The organism is Oceanivirga salmonicida (genome assembly GCF_001517915.1).
GTDB classification, from domain to species: domain Bacteria; phylum Fusobacteriota; class Fusobacteriia; order Fusobacteriales; family Leptotrichiaceae; genus Oceanivirga; species Oceanivirga salmonicida.
Genome location: NZ_LOQI01000030.1, coordinates 1 through 18633, shown reverse-complemented (window position 1 = coordinate 18633; position 18633 = coordinate 1). Strand labels below are relative to the sequence as shown.

The 18633-nt window shown below is 26.7% G+C and carries 20 protein-coding genes; 17 read left to right on the top strand and 3 right to left on the bottom strand.

Translation table 11 applies throughout. The features are described 5' to 3' along the window. Positions 1–181: 181 nt before the first annotated feature. From AWT72_RS04800 to AWT72_RS04790, 3 genes are read left to right on the top strand one after another with little or no spacing between them, the layout of a single operon-like run. The gene (locus AWT72_RS04800) at positions 182–484 is read left to right on the top strand and encodes a hypothetical protein (protein ID WP_067141634.1); all 303 of its coding nucleotides are present in this window, start codon (positions 182–184) and stop codon (positions 482–484) included. Positions 485–506: 22 nt separating this feature from the next. Then, on the top strand, positions 507–1073 hold the full coding sequence (locus tag AWT72_RS04795) for a hypothetical protein (RefSeq protein ID WP_067141631.1): 567 nt from the start codon (positions 507–509) through the stop codon (positions 1071–1073). A 19-nt stretch (positions 1074–1092) separates the two neighbouring features. Beyond that, positions 1093–2274, top strand: a complete 1182-nt coding sequence (locus tag AWT72_RS04790) for an acetyl-CoA C-acetyltransferase (protein ID WP_067141640.1) — start codon at positions 1093–1095, stop codon at positions 2272–2274. A gap of 71 nt (positions 2275–2345) precedes the next feature. Here AWT72_RS04790 and AWT72_RS04785 read toward each other — a convergent pair whose 3' ends face one another. Together AWT72_RS04785 and mscL are read right to left on the bottom strand one after the other, a co-directional pair. Then, the gene (locus tag AWT72_RS04785) at positions 2346–3842 is read right to left on the bottom strand and encodes a helicase HerA-like domain-containing protein (protein ID WP_067141629.1); all 1497 of its coding nucleotides are present in this window, start codon (positions 3840–3842) and stop codon (positions 2346–2348) included. A gap of 105 nt (positions 3843–3947) precedes the next feature. Then, complete coding sequence (gene mscL, locus AWT72_RS04780) at positions 3948–4346, bottom strand: large-conductance mechanosensitive channel protein MscL (protein WP_067141626.1); 399 nt, start codon at positions 4344–4346, stop codon at positions 3948–3950. 198 nt (positions 4347–4544) lie between these two features. Here mscL and nagB point away from each other — a divergent pair, with 198 nt between their 5' ends. The 14 genes from nagB (at position 4545) to AWT72_RS04710 (ending at position 18448) form a co-directional block, all read left to right on the top strand. Then, the gene (gene nagB, locus AWT72_RS04775) at positions 4545–5339 is read left to right on the top strand and encodes a glucosamine-6-phosphate deaminase (protein WP_067141623.1); all 795 of its coding nucleotides are present in this window, start codon (positions 4545–4547) and stop codon (positions 5337–5339) included. 259 nt (positions 5340–5598) lie between these two features. Beyond that, positions 5599–7806 carry a polyribonucleotide nucleotidyltransferase gene (gene pnp, locus AWT72_RS04770; RefSeq protein WP_067141620.1) on the top strand — a complete coding sequence of 736 codons (2208 nt, stop codon included), beginning with the start codon at positions 5599–5601 and terminating at the stop codon, positions 7804–7806. A 50-nt stretch (positions 7807–7856) separates the two neighbouring features. After that, positions 7857–8093 (top strand): S1 RNA-binding domain-containing protein, encoded by a 237-nt coding sequence (locus AWT72_RS04765; RefSeq protein ID WP_067141617.1) that lies wholly within the window; start codon positions 7857–7859, stop codon positions 8091–8093. A gap of 42 nt (positions 8094–8135) precedes the next feature. Continuing rightward, the gene (locus AWT72_RS04760) at positions 8136–8372 is read left to right on the top strand and encodes a S1 RNA-binding domain-containing protein (protein ID WP_067141614.1); all 237 of its coding nucleotides are present in this window, start codon (positions 8136–8138) and stop codon (positions 8370–8372) included. Between the two features lie 51 nt (positions 8373–8423). Then, entirely contained in the window at positions 8424–8660 is a 237-nt protein-coding gene (locus tag AWT72_RS04755; RefSeq protein WP_067141611.1) for a S1 RNA-binding domain-containing protein, read from the top strand. Between the two features lie 49 nt (positions 8661–8709). Beyond that, complete coding sequence (locus tag AWT72_RS04750) at positions 8710–8946, top strand: S1 RNA-binding domain-containing protein (protein WP_067141608.1); 237 nt, start codon at positions 8710–8712, stop codon at positions 8944–8946. A gap of 50 nt (positions 8947–8996) precedes the next feature. Continuing rightward, positions 8997–9581: a CDP-diacylglycerol--glycerol-3-phosphate 3-phosphatidyltransferase gene (gene pgsA / locus AWT72_RS04745; protein ID WP_067141605.1), complete on the top strand. Its 585-nt coding sequence runs from the start codon at positions 8997–8999 to the stop codon at positions 9579–9581. Between the two features lie 11 nt (positions 9582–9592). Continuing rightward, positions 9593–12205 carry a cation-translocating P-type ATPase gene (locus AWT72_RS04740; protein WP_067141602.1) on the top strand — a complete coding sequence of 871 codons (2613 nt, stop codon included), beginning with the start codon at positions 9593–9595 and terminating at the stop codon, positions 12203–12205. A gap of 14 nt (positions 12206–12219) precedes the next feature. Beyond that, positions 12220–13065, top strand: a complete 846-nt coding sequence (locus AWT72_RS04735; RefSeq protein ID WP_067141599.1) for a D-alanyl-D-alanine carboxypeptidase family protein — start codon at positions 12220–12222, stop codon at positions 13063–13065. Further along, positions 13062–13931 (top strand): prolipoprotein diacylglyceryl transferase, encoded by an 870-nt coding sequence (gene lgt / locus AWT72_RS04730; RefSeq protein ID WP_067141596.1) that lies wholly within the window; start codon positions 13062–13064, stop codon positions 13929–13931. Before AWT72_RS04735 ends, lgt begins: the two co-directional genes overlap by 4 nt. Positions 13932–13950: 19 nt before the next feature. Continuing rightward, complete coding sequence (gene thrS / locus AWT72_RS04725) at positions 13951–15855, top strand: threonine--tRNA ligase (protein ID WP_067141593.1); 1905 nt, start codon at positions 13951–13953, stop codon at positions 15853–15855. A gap of 9 nt (positions 15856–15864) precedes the next feature. Then, positions 15865–16560 (top strand): Bax inhibitor-1/YccA family protein, encoded by a 696-nt coding sequence (locus AWT72_RS04720; RefSeq protein WP_067141579.1) that lies wholly within the window; start codon positions 15865–15867, stop codon positions 16558–16560. A gap of 3 nt (positions 16561–16563) precedes the next feature. After that, positions 16564–17772, top strand: coding sequence for a tRNA uracil 4-sulfurtransferase ThiI (gene thiI / locus AWT72_RS04715; protein ID WP_231724053.1), 1209 nt, complete (start codon positions 16564–16566; stop codon positions 17770–17772). Further along, positions 17765–18448, top strand: coding sequence for a YhjD/YihY/BrkB family envelope integrity protein (locus tag AWT72_RS04710; RefSeq protein ID WP_067141576.1), 684 nt, complete (start codon positions 17765–17767; stop codon positions 18446–18448). Before thiI ends, AWT72_RS04710 begins: the two co-directional genes overlap by 8 nt. Here AWT72_RS04710 and AWT72_RS09980 read toward each other — a convergent pair. Continuing rightward, a partial coding sequence (locus AWT72_RS09980) for an aminoacyl--tRNA ligase-related protein (protein ID WP_371440138.1) occupies positions 18337–18633 on the bottom strand: 297 nt, incomplete at its 5' end. The two genes, AWT72_RS04710 and AWT72_RS09980, sit on opposite strands and share 112 nt — an antisense overlap.

The window sequence follows — 18633 nt, the reverse complement described above, 5'->3', positions numbered from 1 at the left end:
GATGCTGTGATATTATAAAAATAGATTAGTATCATTTTATTTAAATTTAAAAAATGGAAAAAGAATAAAAATTATAAAAAAAATAAAAGAAACTACATTTAAATACGAAAAAAGTTTTGAATGTAAAGTAGATGACTTTATTAAGCAACTTTCTTATAGTCATAATCTAAATGTATTTTTTATGGATTTAGATTTTGAAACAAGAGAAAATTATTTATACACAAAAGATTTTATAATATCACAGCATCAATTTGATAATTTCTCAGATGAAGAACTTGAAATTGATGAAGTTAATAAAAGAGAAAGTGAAAGAATAAAAGATATTGTAAAAAAAGCAGTATTACATAGTATTTTAGGTTTAATTCCATTTATGGTAGGAATTATAAATCTATATAATGGTTATATAGATAAAAATAATGTATTTTTAGTAATAATTGGTATCTTTATGATGCAGTTGTCATATAATAATTTGAAAAAACTATGAAACTAACAAAGAAAGGTAAATTATGTTATTTAAGAAAAATTTTCATTATAACACTTATCAAAGAGATGAAAATGGTGTATTTAAAATTTTAGTAGCAGTCAATAAATATGAAGATATTTATAGTGATTGGGATCCATCACCTTTTAGAAGGCGTGATATAGAAGGAGATTTTATAGAATATATTTGGGATTCAGCTATTGATATTCCCCTTAATGAGAACATAAAAATCATTTTTTTGATAAAGGGTTATTTGAGAAATGATAAAAAAGAAATGCAACTTTTAAAAGCAGTAAATAATTATTTTAAATATTTATTACATAAATCAGAAAGACAATATTTTGAAGAAAAAAAGAAATCTTTTAAGTATTTTATTATAGGTATTGTACTTGCTTTAATTGCGTATAGTGGTGTCTTTAAAGAAGTTGCATTATGGGTAAAAATATTTGAAGAAGGAATAATAATAGGAAGTTGGGTATTTTTTTGGGAAGCATTTTACAATATATTTATGGAAAGTGCTAAATTAAGAGAAGACCAAAAAATTATAAAGAGATTTTTAAAAACAGAGTATATTTTTGAAAGTATGGAATAATATAAAATTAGGAGAAAAAATGTTAAAAGAAGTAGTAATAGTTTCAGCAGTTAGAACACCAATTGGAAGTTTTGGTGGAAGTTTTAAAGATATATCAGCCACAGACTTAGGTATTGTTGCTGCAAAAGAAGCTATAAAAAGAGCAAAAATAAGACCAGAAGATATAGATGATGTATATATAGGAAATATACTTAGTGCAGGGCATAAGCAAGGTATAGCAAGGCAAATTTCAGTAGGTGCAGGAGTACCATTTGAAATTCCTGCTATGACTATTAATATTTTGTGTGGTTCAGGTCTTAGGTCAGTAAGTCTTGGTATGCAAGTAATACAAACTGGTCAAGCAGACACTATACTTTGTGGTGGAGTGGAAAGTATGTCTCAAGCACCGTATTTATCAAAAGGAACTAGATTTGGTCAAAAATTAGGAGATACAAAACTAATTGACCATATTGTATACGATGCATTAACAGATGCATTTAATGATTACCATATGGGAATAACAGCAGAAAATATAGCAGATAAATGGAATATATCAAGACAAGAACAAGATAAGTTTGCACTTAATAGTCAAAATAAGGCAGAAATAGCACAAAAAGCAGGCAAATTTGAAGACGAAATTGTGCCAGTACCTGTAATAAAAAACAGAAAAGAAATATTAGTAAAAGATGATGAATATATAAGATATGGAACTAGTATTGATTCTTTATCAAAATTAAAACCAGCATTTAAAAAAGATGGAACTGTTACAGCAGGAAATTCATCTGGTATAAATGATGGAGCAGCAATGCTTATAATTATGAGTAAAGAAAAAGCCAAAAGAGAAGGTATTGAGTATTTAGCAACTATAAAAGGTTTTTCAACTGTTGGAGTTGATCCATCTATAATGGGAACAGGGCCTATACCTTCAATTAAAAAAGCATTAGAAAATTCTAATTGGTCATTAAATGATATTGAATTAATAGAATTAAATGAAGCATTTGCAGCCCAATCATTATCTGTAATCAAAGAATTAAATATTAATGAAAATATAACAAATGTAAATGGTGGAGCAATAGCATTAGGGCACCCCGTTGGAGCATCAGGTGCTAGAATATTAGTAACATTATTATATGAAATGAAGCGTAGAAATGTAAAAAAAGGATTAGCATCACTTTGTATAGGTGGTGGAATGGGAACAACTGTATTGGTTGAAAGAAAATAATAAAAAAATGTAGTTATAAAAGAACATGTTCTAAATTTAACTACATTTTTTATTGAAATATTTATATAATTTTATCTTTTTCTGGTTCCAAAGATTCCTCTAATTATTTGTCTTCCGATTTCACGACCAACACTAGACATAAGATTTTTTGTAAGCCTAGACATATTTGAGTCAGTTCTACTATTAGTATTTCCTGCAAAAATACTACTAAAGAATCCACCACTTTTTTCTTCTTTGTTATCTTTTACTTTTTTGTCATTATTTTTTTCTTCCTTATTTTCTAAATCCTTTTCTTGTTTAAGTTTTAATAATGCTTCATAAGCAGAAAAGCTTTCAGTTGATTCACTATATTTAGAATATAAATGTGAATGATTTACATTATAAATTACATCTGCTATATCAACAACAGACATTAAACTACGAGGTGGACAAATTAATACTTTATCAGCAAATGTTGGGATTCCTTTATGTCCTAATGTTGATACAACAGCTTCTCCAACTCCTAAGTTTACAATAGTTTCTTTGATATCAACATTATCTTTAATTCTAAAAGTTTCAGAAATTGCTTTAATATCTTTTAATTCTTTAGGTGAAAAAGCTCTTAAACCATGTTGTATTTTTGTTCCTAATTGTGATGAAATACTATCAGGAATATCAGTAGGGTTTTGTGTTATAAAGAATATACCAACTCCTTTTGAACGAATTAATCTTACTAAAAGTTCTATTTTTTCAAGTAATAATTTATTTTCATCACTAAATAATATATGTGCTTCATCAAAGAAAAATACTAATTTTGGTTTGTCTAAATCCCCAACTTCTGGTAAATTTTCAAACAGTTCAGATAATAGCCAGAATAAAAAAGTTGAATATAGTTTTGGTACTAGCATTAATTTATTTGAATTTAAAATATTTATTATACCCTTACCATCTTTATCAACTTCTAATAAATCGTTTATATCAAATGCAGGTTCTCCAAAGAAATAGTTACCACCTTGTTGTTCTACTACTAATAGACTACGCAAAATTGCACCTATGCTTGAACTAGATATATTTCCATAAGTTTTTCCAATAGTAGATGAATTTTCGTTTACATAATTTAATAATGCCCGTAAATCTTTTAAATCATCTAATTCCCAACCGTTTTTATCAGCAACTTCAAAAGCTATAGTTAGTACACCAGATTGTGTGTCATTTAAACTTAATAAACGACTAAGCATAATTGGTCCCATTTCAGAAATAGTAGTTCTAATATTTATACCATTTTCACCAAATACATCAAAAAATGTAGTGGGAAAGCTACTAAACTCAAAATTATCTATACCTATTGTATCAATTCTATTTTGTATAATATCGTTCATACTTCCAGCTTTTAATACACTCCCTAAATCTCCTTTAATATCAGATAAAAATACGGGAACACCATTTTCTGATAATTGTTCTGCTATTACTTTTAGAGTAATAGTTTTACCTGTTCCAGTTGCTCCTGCAATAATACCATGTCTATTTAAAGTTTTTAAATTTAGGTATACTTTTTCATCTTGACCTTTACCTAATAATATTTCTTTCATAAATACCCCTTTATTATTTTTAATTCTCTTATAATATTATACGCCATAAATTGAATAATTCCAAATAAAAAAGCACATTTTTACAAACATGCTTTATTATTTAAACTATTTTTTCATTAAATCTCTAATTTCTTTTAGTAATTCTTGATCCATTGTAAGAACTGGAGCTTTTGGAGCTTCTTCTTTCTTTTCGTCTTTTTCTTTCATTTTATTATATGATTTTACAAATATAAATATTACAAATGCAATTATTATAAAATTGATTATTGCTTGTATAAATGAACCGTACATTATTGCAGATTCAGGTATTTCTCCTTCAGCAGCTTTTAGAACTATTTTTAAGTTTGTTAAATCAGTACCACCTAGTACAATTCCTATTACAGGATTTAAAATATCATTAACTAACGAAGCTACAATTTTACCAAATGCACCCCCAATAATTACACCGACAGCTAATTCAACTACACTTCCTTTAGCAATAAAAGCTTTAAATTCTTTAAACATATTTCTCCCTCTTTTCCTATAAATATATTAATGTTATGTCATTAATACGCTAATATTATAACATTTAATAAATAATATGACAAGGAGGGGACTAGATCTATGTGAAAAATAATTAAATATTTTAATTTTCTTATTGCAATTTTTTCAATAATTATATAAAATCTAAGTATAATTAAATGAAAAGAGGTTTGTATAATAATGAGAGTTTTAATTTTAGAAAATCAAGAAAAGTTAAGTAAATTAGTTGCAGAATATGTAGTTAAAAAGATAAACGAGTTCAATCCAACAAGCGAAAAACCATTTATATTAGGGCTTCCAACAGGGTCAACACCTATATTAGTTTATGAGAAATTAATAGAAATGTATAAAAATAAAGTAGTCTCTTTTCAAAACGTAGTTACATTTAATATGGATGAATATGTGGGACTTGCACCAGAACATGAGCAAAGTTATCATTATTTTATGTATGATAAATTTTTTAATCATATTGATATAAAAAAAGAAAACATAAATATATTAAATGGTTTAGCCAAAGATTTAAAAGCTGAATGTCAAAGATATGAAGATAAGATAAAAAGTTATGGTGGAATACATTTATTTTTAGGTGGTATAGGAGAAGATGGACATATAGCATTTAATGAGCCAGGGTCTTCATTATCATCAAGAACAAGAGATAAAGAGTTAACAGAAGATACTATAAAAGTAAATTCAAGATTTTTTGATAATGATGAAAGCAAAGTTCCAAGATTAGCATTAACAGTAGGCGTTGGAACTATAATGGATAGTGCCGAAGTTCTTATAATGGCTAATGGTTTAAAAAAAGCTGAAGCAATAAGAAGAGGAATTGAAGAAGGTGTTAATCACATGTGGACTATATCTATGTTACAAATGCATAGAAATGCAGTTATAGTTATAGATGAAGAGGCTGCAAGTAATTTAATGTTAAAAACATATAAATATTTTAAAGATATAGAAAAAGAAAATATTAAATAATTGTATAAAAATAAGGATTTAATTTTGGAATAAATGTAATAAAATATGTCTTTCGGGGCATATTTTTTGTTTTTAAATTTTAAAAATAAAATTCATAATTATAGGCAATAATATATTTTAACAAACTTTAAGATTGAATTTACTAGTGCAAATGTGCTAAAATAATAGTAAGTGGTTTATTTAATGTAAGTAATGTTGAAATCCTTTTAAGAGGCTTGCAATATTATTTACATGAACCATAGAAATAATGGAGGTAAATATGTTTGAAAATGAGAAAAACTTTGATATAAAAGTTGGAAACAAAATTTTAAATGTAAACACAGGAAAAGTTGCTAGACAAGCATCTGGTTCTGTTTATTTAACAATGGGAAAAACAACTGTATTAGTAACGGCAACCCGTTCTAAATCAGTAAGAGATGGTCAAGATTTCTTTCCCTTAACAGTAGACTATATTGAAAAATTTTATGCTTCTGGGAAATTCCCAGGTGGATTTATTAAAAGAGAGTCTAGACCGTCAACGGAAGAAATTTTAATAGCAAGGTTGGTTGATAGACCAATAAGACCTTTGTTCCCAGATGGATTTTTAAATGCTGTACATATAGTAATAAATGTATTGTCATTTGATGGTATTAACATGCCTGAAAATATGGCTACAATAGGAGCATCACTTGCTCTTGGTATATCAGATATACCTTTTAGTGGTCCAGTTGCAGGAGTTACAGTAGGACATATAGACGGGGAATATATTTTAAACCCTAACTATGAAGAACAAGAAAAATCTAATATATACTTATCAGTAGCAGGAACTAGTGAAGCGATAACTATGGTTGAAGCATCATCAGATGAAGTTAGTGAAGAGTTAATGTTAGGAGCAATATTATTCGGTCATGATAAAATTAAAGAAATATGTAATAGAGAAAAAGAAATAATTTCTGAATTTGGAGTTACAAAATATGAATTTGAAACAGTTCAAAAAGATGAAGAAGTTATAGAATTTTTAGATTCATATAAAGAAGAACTAAAAAAAGCAATACTTGTTCCTGGAAAATTAGAAAAGCAAGATGCAGTTAATGAATTAGAAGAAAAATTATTAGAAATTTTCTTAGAAAAAAAAGCTAGAGAAATGGCTTTAGATAATACTGAAAAAGAAGTTTCTGAAAAAATAGATATTTTATTGGGAAGAGTTACAAAAAAAGATATACCTTATTACACATCACAATTTAAGACATACTATCATGATTTAGAAAAAGCAATAGTAAGAGATTTAATAATTTTTGAAAAATATAGACCAGATGGAAGAAAAATAGATGAAATAAGACCTTTAGATGCTAAAATAGATATTTTAGCAATGCCACATGGTTCAGCATTATTTACAAGAGGTGAAACACAAGCATTAGCAACAGTTACTCTTGGAACAAAAGATGATGAACAAATAGTAGATGGTTTAGAAGAATCTGAATTAAGAAAGAAATTTTTCTTACATTATAACTTCCCACCATTTTCAGTTGGAGAAGCAGGTTTTTTAAGAGCACCAGGTAGAAGAGAATTAGGACATGGTAATTTGGCAGAAAGAGCATTAAAAGCTGTAATGCCAAGTCAAGATGAATTTCCTTATACCGTAAGAATAGTTTCTGAAATTACGGAATCTAATGGTTCATCATCACAAGCATCAATATGTAGTGGTTCATTAGCACTAATGGCAGCAGGTGTACCTATTAAGTCAACAGTTGCGGGTATTGCAATGGGATTAATAAAAGATGGTGAAGAATATACTGTATTAACTGATATACAAGGTTTAGAAGACCATTTAGGAGATATGGACTTTAAGGTAGCGGGAACTAAAGAAGGTATAACTGCTATACAAATGGACATAAAAATTGAAGGAATTAATAATGAAATTATGAAAACAGCTTTAAATCAAGCAAAAGATGCAAGATTTAGAATTATAGAAGTAATGGAAAATACTATACCTGAGGCAAGAAAAGAATTATCTGAAACTGCACCTAAAATTATTAATATAATGATAGACCCAAGTACTATAGCAGGACTTATAGGACCAGCTGGTAAAAATATTAAAGCTATAATAGAAGAAACAAATGTACAAATTGATATAGAAGATGATGGTAGAGTAAGTATATTTGGAAAAGATCAACAAATGATGGATAAGGCATTAGAATTGGTTAAAAGACATACTTTAATGATAGAGCTTAATAAAGAATATAAAGGTCGTGTAGTAAAAATAGCTAAATTTGGAGCTTTTGTAGAAATAGTTCCAGGAAAAGAAGGCTTACTTCATATATCTGAACTTAGTGATAAGAGAGTAAAAAATGTTGAAGACATTTTAAAAGAAAATCAAGAGATTACAGTTAAAGTTATAGGTATGGATCAAGATAAATTTAGTTTGAGTATAAAAAAAGTTGGAAAAGAAGATTCGAAAGAGTCAGAAGTTGCTGAAAAAAGCGAATAAAAATAAAGGTAATAAAAATTACAGTAAATAAAAGGAAAGTTGGAAAAGTTGTGAGTTTAGAATTAAACAAAGAGTATGTAGGTCGTGTAGTTAAGATAGTTAACTTTGGAGCATTTGTAGAGTTAGAACCAGGTGTTCAAGGATTGTTGCACATATCAGAAATCAGAGACAGAAGAATAAAAAGTGTTGAAGATGAAATAAGTGAGAATGAAGAAGTAACTGTAAAAGTTATAAGTTTGGACAATGATAGAATTGGTTTAAGCATGAAAAGAGTAGGGCAAGAATAGTAATAAATTACAAAAAATAAAATTAAGAAAGTTGGAAAAGTAGTGAATTTAGAATTAAACAAAGAGTATGTAGGTCGTGTAGTTAAAATAGTTAACTTTGGAGCATTTGTAGAGTTAGAACCAGGGGTTCAAGGATTGTTACACATATCAGAAATTAGAGACAGAAGAATAAAAAGTGTTGAAGATGAAATAAGTGAAAACGAAGAAATAACTGTAAAAGTTATAAGTTTAGACAATGATAGAATTGGTCTAAGTATGAAAAGAGTAGGACAAGAATAGTAATTAATTACAAAAAAAAATAAAAATAAGATTAAGAAAGTTGGAAAAGTAGTGAATTTAGAATTAAACAAAGAGTATGTAGGTAATGTAGTTAAAATAGTTAACTTTGGAGCATTTGTAGAGTTAGAACCAGGTGTTCAAGGATTATTACATATATCTGAAATAAGAGATTATAGAATAAAAAGCGTTGAAGATGAAATAAGTGAAAATGAAAAAATAACTGTAAAAGTTATAAATTTAGACAATGATAGAATTGGTCTAAGTATGAAAAGAGTAGGACAAGAATAGTAATTAATTACAAAAAAATAAGAATAAAATTAAGAAAGTTGGAAAAGTAGTGAATTTAGAATTAAACAAAGAGTATGTAGGTCGTGTAGTTAAAATAGTTAACTTTGGAGCATTTGTAGAATTAGAACCAGGTGTTCAAGGATTGTTACATATATCTGAAATAAGAGATTATAGAATAAAAAGTGTTGAAGATGAAATAAGTGAAAACGAAGAAATAACTGTAAAAGTTATAAGTTTAGATAATGATAGAATTGGTTTAAGCATGAAAAGAGTAGGACAAGAATAATAAAACAAAATATATATTAGTAAAATAGAATATATGAGAGGATGATAAATATGGACTTAAATAAAGCGAATAAATTGACTATTTTAAGATTAATATTAATAATACCATTTTTGATATTTTTAAGTTTATCTTATTACAATACATTTTTTGTTGAAACTACAACTATATTAATATTAAAGGGATTTGCAAGACTTATAGCTTTAACTATATTTGCATTAGCAGTGGCAACAGATTATTATGATGGTAAAATTGCTAGAGAAACTAATACAGTTACTGATTTTGGTAAATTAATGGATCCTATAGCTGATAAATTATTAACTTTTACATTCTTGTTAGTATTATTAAAAGCAGGAGCAGTAAGTCTTTTACTAGTTTTAATACTACTATTTAGAGAATTTTTAGTAACAGCTGAAAGAGCCTTAGTATCTATTAAAGGTGGTATGATTATACCAGCTTCTGATTATGGGAAATATAAAACAGTAACATTGTATGCCGCTTTATTTATGATAGGTTTATTAAATTTATTTATACAACTGTCAATACTTAATAGTATATTATTATTGCCGACAGTAATATTAAGTGTAATATCAGCAGTAGAATATCATAATAATGCAAAAAAATATATTGAATTTTAAGGAGTATTAATTTGAAAGCTTATAAACATTCTATTGAATCAGTTATTAGTCAATTAAATACAGATATTAATAAAGGCTTAACTGATGAAGAAGCAAAACAAAGATTAGAAAAAAATGGTTTGAATGTTTTAGATGAGGGAAAGAAGAAGACTCTTTTTTCTCTTTTTCTTGAACAAATAAATGATGTAATGATATACGTACTATTAGTTGCAGCTGTCATTACTGTAATAGTAAATAAAGAATTTACAGATGCAATTATAATACTACTAGTGGTATTAGTAAATGCAGTTGTAGGTATAACACAAGAATTAAAAGCAGGTAAAGCATTAGAAGCTTTAAAAGAAATGACTAATCCCAAAGCTATTGTAATAAGAAATGGAATAAGTAAAGAAATAGAATCGAAATACTTAGTTACGGGAGATATAGTTTGTTTAGATGCTGGGAGATATGTTCCAGCAGATTTAAGATTATTAGAAAGTAATAATTTACAAATAGAAGAGAGTAGTTTTACAGGAGAATCAGTTCCTAGTTCAAAAGATGCTAATGTAACTTTTGATGAAGAAATAGGGATTTCTGATATGATAAATACTGCCTTTATGTCAACCTTAGTAACTTATGGCCGTGGTAAAGGAGTTGTAATAGCAACATCTAATGATACTAAAATTGGTGAAATTGCTAAAATGCTAGATATAGATGAAGAACAAACACCCCTACAAGTTAAAATGAATAAATTAGGGAAGAGTTTGGGTTATTTAGCAATATTTGTATGTGTATTGATTTTTGTGATAGGAATATTACAATCAAGAGGCGTAGTTGATATGTTAATTACTTCTATTAGTTTAGCTGTAGCAGCTATACCGGAAGGATTAGTTGCAATAGTGGCAATAGTATTATCATTAGGCGTTACAAGAATGTCTAAAAAACATGCAATTATAAAGAAATTACCAGCAGTTGAAACATTAGGTTCAGTAAACTATATATGTTCAGATAAAACTGGAACTTTAACACAAAATAAGATGACAGTAATAGAAGAGTATACAAAAGATAATAATAATGAATTATTAATAAAAGCATTTATATTATCATCTGATGCTAAAATAGAAAATGGTAATGAAATAGGAGACCCTACTGAAATTGCCCTTATATCTTATGGTATAAAAAATAACATATTAAGAGAAGAATTAGAAAATAAATATAAAAGAATAGATGAGTTTGCATTTGATTCAGATAGAAAATTAATGTCAACTTATGTAGAACATAATAATATATATAGAGTTTATACTAAGGGTGCATTAGATAATTTAATTGATTTAGCAACTAAAATATTAATTAATGGTGAAATAAAAGAATTTACACCTGAGTTAAAAGCAGAAATTCAAAATAAAGCTGATGAAATGTATAATAAAGCACTTAGAGTATTAGCAGTATCATATAAAGATACTGAGACTAAAATAGAAAATAGTGAATTTGAAAAAGATTTAGTATTTATAGGAATAGTGGGAATGATTGATCCTCCAAGAGAAGAAGTAAAATTATCTATAAAGGAAGCACATGATGCAGGTATAACTGTAATGATGATAACAGGGGATCATAAAAATACTGCTTTTGCAATAGCAAAAGATTTAAATATTGCACAAAATGAGAGTCAATGTATAACGGGTATGGAACTTGAAAATTTAAGTGATGATGAACTTACAAAAACAGTTCAAAATTATAGGGTATTTTCAAGGGTATCACCTGAACATAAAGTTAGAATAGTTAAGGCATTAAAAGCCAACGATAATATAGTATCTATGACAGGAGACGGTGTAAATGATGCACCTAGTTTAAAAGTTGCAGATATTGGTGTTGCAATGGGAATAACTGGTACAGACGTTGCCAAAGGTGCTAGTGATATGATATTAACTGATGATAACTTTGCAACTATTGTTGCATCAGTTGAAGAAGGTAGAAACATATATGATAATATTAAAAAATCAATAATATTTTTACTTTCTTGTAACTTAGGAGAAGTAATTTCTATATTAATAGCAACGCTTATGGGTTGGCCTATACCTTTAATAGCAACACAAATACTATGGATTAATTTAGTAACGGATTCTTTACCAGCATTAGCATTAGGTGTAGATCCTATATCTACTAACCAAATGAATAGACCACCAAGAGCAAGTAATGAAAATTTCTTCTCAGGAGGTGCTTGGTTTAGAGCTTTAGTTGGAGGAGTTTTAATAGGATTTTTAACTTTATCAGCATTTGTAATAGGTCTTTTAGAAAAAGGCTATACATTAGGCCAAATTTCTACTGTAGATATTAGTAATGAAAATTTAGCATATGCTAGAACAATGGCATTTATTGTCTTAACAGTATCACAATTATTCTATGCATATACTATGAGAAGTAGTGAAGAAAGTCTATTAAAAATTGGAATATTTAAAAATAAGTTTTTAAATTATTCATTAATTATAGGACTTATATTACAATTTGGATTACTAGCTATACCATTATTATCAAAAGCATTTGGTGTAACTATGTTATCATTTATAGACTTAGATATAGTATTAATATTTGCTATAATACCAGTTATAGTAAATGAATTAATAAAAAAGTTTATTAAGTTTAATTAAAAAAAGGAAAAACAATGAAAAAATATATAATTATATCTTTATTGTTTTCTTTTATTTCATTTTCAAGTTTAGAATGTAAAGTAGATGAAATAAATAATGAAAATTATACAGAAGAATTATCTTATTTAAAAATAAAAGATGAAAAAATATATAAATCATACTTATTAGCAGATGATAAAGGAGAAATTTTAATACAAGATAATATTTATGATGTACTACCTATAGCATCACTTACAAAAATAATGACAGCAATGGTAGTACTAGATAATATTGAAAATTTAAATGAAAAAGTTAAAGTTGATAAATATGAGAGTAAAATACCATATGGAGTACGACTTAAAGAAAATAGTAAATATACTATATATGAATTATTAAATTTTATGTTAATAAAATCAAGTAATTCATCAGCACAAGTATTAGCAGATGGTGTATCAAACGATTTTCCAGAATTAATGAATAAAAAAGCACAAGAAATTGGAGCAACAAGTGCCCACTTTTGTACACCACATGGTTTACCACCTAAATATACGAATACTTGTGTAGATGAGGCAAGTGCTAGTGATATTTATTTAATTTCAAAGTATGCTATTGAAAATTATCCTTTAATAGCAGAAATAACGTCAACGAAACATAAAAATATAGCAAATAAAAACTTGGAAAATACTAATGATTTATTAGGAGATTATCCTGGTATTGTTGGTATAAAGACAGGTTTTCATAATTTGGCAGGTTATAATATAAGTATATTATATGAAAATAATGATAAAAAATTATATGAAGTAATATTAGGTAGTGATAGTTCTGAATATAGAAGTTTAATATCGACTACCGTATTAAGTAAGTTTGGAGGTAATGAATGATACCGTATTTATTTAAAATAGGTTTTTTTGAACTAAGAATATATAGTTTAATGTATATAATAGCATTATTTTTAGCAATATATATTGCTAAACGAGATGATATAGCTAAAAAAAGAGGAATAGATAATTTAAAAAATATAGAAGATTTTGCTTTTCTTGAAATTTTTTCAGGTCTTATAGGAGCAAGAATATATTATGTACTTTTAAGATGGGAAGTATATGCTAGTAATCCTATTAGTGCATTTAAAATATGGGAAGGCGGACTTGCAATACATGGTGGAATTATAGGTGGAATTATAGGTGCTTTCATATTTGCGAAAATAAAAAAATATAAATTTTGGGTATTAACAGATATGGCAGTAGGACCATTAATACTAGGTCAAGGTTTAGGGAGAATAGGGAATTTTGCAAATGGTGAAATACATGGTTTTCCAACCTTTACTCCTCTTAATGTAATATTAAGTGGGAAATTTAATGAATGGTGGGTTTACTATAATTCACTTAGTATAGAAGCGAGGTCAAAATTTAATGATTTAGTTCCTTGGGGAATAGTTTTCCCTGAAAATACCCAAGCAGGTATAGAATTTCCTAATTATGCATTGCACCCAGCAATGATATATGAAATGATACTTAATTTTATTACATTTTATTTGATATGGTTCGTATTTAGAAAGAAAGAATATAAAATGGGTATATTAACCATGATTTATTTAATAAGTTATGGTATTATAAGATATGCTGTAAGTATGTTTAGAGCAGAAGATTTATATTTTTTAGGAATAAAAGCACCGTATATAATAAGTATTGTAATGATAGTAACGGGTATATTAGGAATAAGAATTATAAATAAAAAAAGTAGTAAATAATAATAGAATGGAGTATATTATGATTGAGATTAAATTACCTGATGGAAATATGAAACAAATACAAAAAGGGATTAGTGTAATAGAATTTGCAAAAACAATTTCAACAAGTTTGGCTAAAAAAACAGTTGGTGCAATATTCAATGAAGTACAAGTTGATGTATCATATATTTTAAATGAGAATGGACAAATCAAATTGATAACATTAGATGATGAATTAGGGTTACATATATTAAGACATAGTACAACTCATATAATGGCACAAGCTGTAAAAAGATTATTTCCTAATGTAAAATTAGGAATAGGACCAGTTATAGAAAATGGATTTTATTACGATTTTGATCCTGAAAGTCCTTTTACAGATGAAGATTTAGTAAAAATAGAAAAAGAAATGAATAAGATAATAAAAGAAAATTATAAGTTTGAAAGACATGAATTTTCTAATAAAGAACTTATTGATAAATATACCAAAGAAAATGAAATATATAAGGTAGAAATAATAAATGGTTTAGAAGGTAATACTTCTAGTGCATATACACAGGGTGAATTTTTTGATTTATGTCGTGGAACTCATTTACCATCAACAGGTTATGTAAAAGCATTTAAACTTATGAGTCATGCTGGTGCATATTGGAGAGGTAAATCTGATAATAAAATGTTACAAAGAATTTATGGTGTAGCATTTACTACTAAAAAAGAATTAGAAGATTATTTGCATATGTTAGAAGAAGCAGAAAAAAGAGATCATAGAAAATTAGGTAAACAATTAGATTTATTTATGTTAGATGAACATGCTCCTGGATCACCATTTTTTATGCCAAAGGGTATGGACTTATTTTTAAGACTGCAAGAATTGTGGAGAAAAGAGCATATAAAAGCAGAGTATAAAGAAATTAGAACACCTATGATGTTAGATAAAGAATTGTGGGAAATCTCTGGACATTGGAAAAACTATAAAGAAAATATGTATACATCTGAAATTGATGAAAAAGCATATGCTATAAAGCCAATGAATTGTCCAGGAACTGTATTAGCATTTAAGAGTAGTTTAAGATCATATAAAGATTTGCCTTTAAAATTAGCAGAAATGGGTTATGTTCATAGACATGAATTTTCAGGTGCATTACATGGACTTATGAGAGTTAGAGCATTTACACAAGATGATACTCATATATTTTGTACAAAAGAACAAATAGAAGAACAAATTATAGAAATAATTAATTTATATGATAGATATTATACTTTATTTGGATTTGAGTATAATATAGAATTATCAACTAAACCTGAAAAAGCAATAGGTGAAGATAGTTTATGGGAATTAGCAGAAAATTCATTAATTAGTGCATTAAATGTTGCTGGTAAAGAATATAAGTTAAATCCAGGTGATGGTGCATTCTATGGACCTAAGATAGACTTTAAAATGAAAGATTCTATTGGTAGAATATGGCAAACAGGTACTATACAATTAGACTTTAATTTACCTAATAGATTTGAGGCAAAATATATAGGTTCAGATGGAGAAAAACATACACCCGTTATGATACATAGAGCTTTATATGGAAGTTTAGAAAGATTTATGGGTATATTAATAGAACATTATGCAGGAGCATTTCCAGTTTGGTTAGCACCAGTACAGGCAAGAATACTTACTATATCAAAAGATCAAACTAAGTATGCACAAGACTTGTATAATAGGCTAAAAGGTGAAGGATTTAAAGTTGAATTAGATATTAGAGATGAAAAAATAGGTTATAAGATAAGAGAAGCAAATGCAGATCAAAAAATACCTATACAATTAGTAATAGGTCAAAAAGAAGTAGATAATAATGAAGTCAATGTAAGAAGATTTGGTAGCATGAAGTCTAATAGCATGGGTGTAGAAGAATTTATAACTATGCTTACAAAAGAAGTAAATATAGAAATATAGGAGGTTAATATGTACTATGATATAGAATATGGAAACACAAGTGTTTCAGAAATAGTTAGCGAAAAAATGAAAGTAATGTTTTTAATTTTAACAACAGCATTATTAGTTACATTAGGAATAGTTATAATGATAACACAAAATGATGATTTTATTATATTAGCAGCAGAATCGTTTCAAGCATTAATTTTTTTAGAATTAGGAATAGCTTTCGCATTATCATTTATGGCATACAGAGCTAATAAAGTATTATTGTTAGTATTTCTGTATATATATGCAATTTTAACAGGTGCAACATTATCAGTTTTTACCCTTATATTTACACCAGCTAGTGTTATAGGTGTTTTAAGTGGTACAGTAGCATTATTTACTGTTTTAACAGTTTATGGTTATGTTTCTAAAATAGATATGAGTAATTATAGAACTCTACTTTTTGTAGGATTAATTACACTTATAATAGTTACAATTATAAACATATTTTTAAGAAGTAGTGTACTAGATACATTAATATCATTTGCAGGAGTAGCAATATTTATAATTTATACAGTTTATGATACTAATGTTATAAAAAATAATATAATGGTATTAGCACACAATGGTGAAACAGAAATAATAGATAGAATAGCGATAATAGGAGCATTTTCATTGTATCTTGATTTTATAAATCTTTTTATATACTTATTAAGATTATTTGGAAAAAAGAAATAAAGAATGATAGAGAATAAAATGAATATAAATATTGATGATATAAATTCTTTGGGCTTAGGTTACGGAGAATTAGCATTAAAAGGAAATAATAGGGGTGTATTTGAAAATACAATTAAGCTAGCCATAAATAATAAAATTAAAATGTTAGATTTTAAATGTGAATTAATAAATGACATGTCTAAATTATTTTTAGTTTTTGAAAAAGGTAGAGCAGAAGAAGTTTTAAATGCTATAAAAAATGTTTTTGGAATAAATAATATAACATTTTGTATAAAAATAGATACAGATATTGAAATTATAAAACAAAATATAGAAATTATAGCGAGTAAAATTTATGAAAATGGAGCAAGAACATTTAAGGTTACAACTAATAGAGCCAATAAAACTTTTTTAGAAAATTCTATGGAAATTTCTAAAAATTTAGGAGCCCATATTTTAATAAATACTGAATTTACTAAGGTACAAATGAAAAAACCTGATGTTTTATTTAATGTAGATATTAGAAAAAATACATATATATACACAAAAAAAATAAAAGCATATGGTGGATTACCATTAGGAACAGCAGGAAAAGGACTATCATTATTATCAGGTGGTATTGATAGTCCAGTTGCTTCATTTTTAATAGCTAAAAGGGGTATGAAGTTATCTTATGTAACTTTCCATAGTTTTCCATTTACATCAAAAAAATCGTTAGAAAAAATAGAAGAACTAGTAAAAATACTAACGGCTTATAATGCTAAATCAGTATTTTATAAATTTAATATATTAAAAATGCAACAGGCAATAAAAAAATATACTAATAATGACTATGCAACTATATTAAATAGAAGATGCATGATGAAGTTAGCAAATAGATTAGCAAATGATAGAGGGTTAAAAGCATTAATTACAGGTGAGAGTTTAGGTCAAGTTGCATCACAAACATTAGGTGGATTAACTTGTACAAATGCTTCGGTAGATATACCAGTATTTAGACCCTTAATAGGGCTAGATAAAATAGAAATTATAGAAAAAGCCAATGAAATAGGAACATACAATAAATCAATAGAACCACATGAGGATTCATGTAGTTTATTTGCACCTAAGCACCCTATAACTAATCCTTTATTAGAAAATATATTATTAGAAGAAGCAAAAATAGATGAATATGATGAAATAATGAATGAAATATATGATAATATGGAATATACGGTGGTAAATTATGAATAGATTAAATGAAAAAAATATAAAAAATATTTTAAAAATAATATTTAATAATTTTATGAAAACTGATATAGTCATGCTTGCAAATGATTTAACATATGTATCATTATTATCAATTTTCCCACTTATTGCCATTGTATTAGGTTTTACTAAAGGATTTGGTTTAGACGTATATTTATTAAATAAACTTACAACTTATATACCTGCATCTGAAACACAATTAGGGTTTATACTTGATACAACTAGAAAATTAGTTAATTCAATGAATTCTAGTTTATTATCTGGTTTAGGTATAATTATAATATTTTGGACAGTAATAAGTTTATTATCTAAAATTGAAGTATCTTTTAATATAATATGGCATGCTAAGAAAAAAGAAAATTTTGGTAGAAGTGCTATGAACTATATAGCAATAGTAATACTTATTCCAATAATTTTAGTATTATTGTTAGCAACTAATGATAAAATAACACAATTAACATTTAACTTATACTATTTAAGTTTTGCAACAGTAAAAATAGTTAAGATAATAAAATTAATAGTTTTAATTTTATTCTTTGCAATAATGTATCAAAGAATACCAAGTACTAATGTTAGTATAAAATCTAGTATAATATCTTCAATAATAGTAATTATTCTTGCCTGTACTGGTGCTAACCAAACTGGAAATGCTCCTGCATAATGTTCTATTAATATACCCATAAATCTTTCTAAACTTCCATATAAAGCTCTATGTATCATAACGGTGATGGTGCATTCTATGGACCTAAGATAGACTTTAAAATGAAAGATTCTATTAGGTAAATTAAAGTCTAATTGTATAGTACCTGTTTGCCATATTCTACCAATAGAATCTTTCATTTTAAA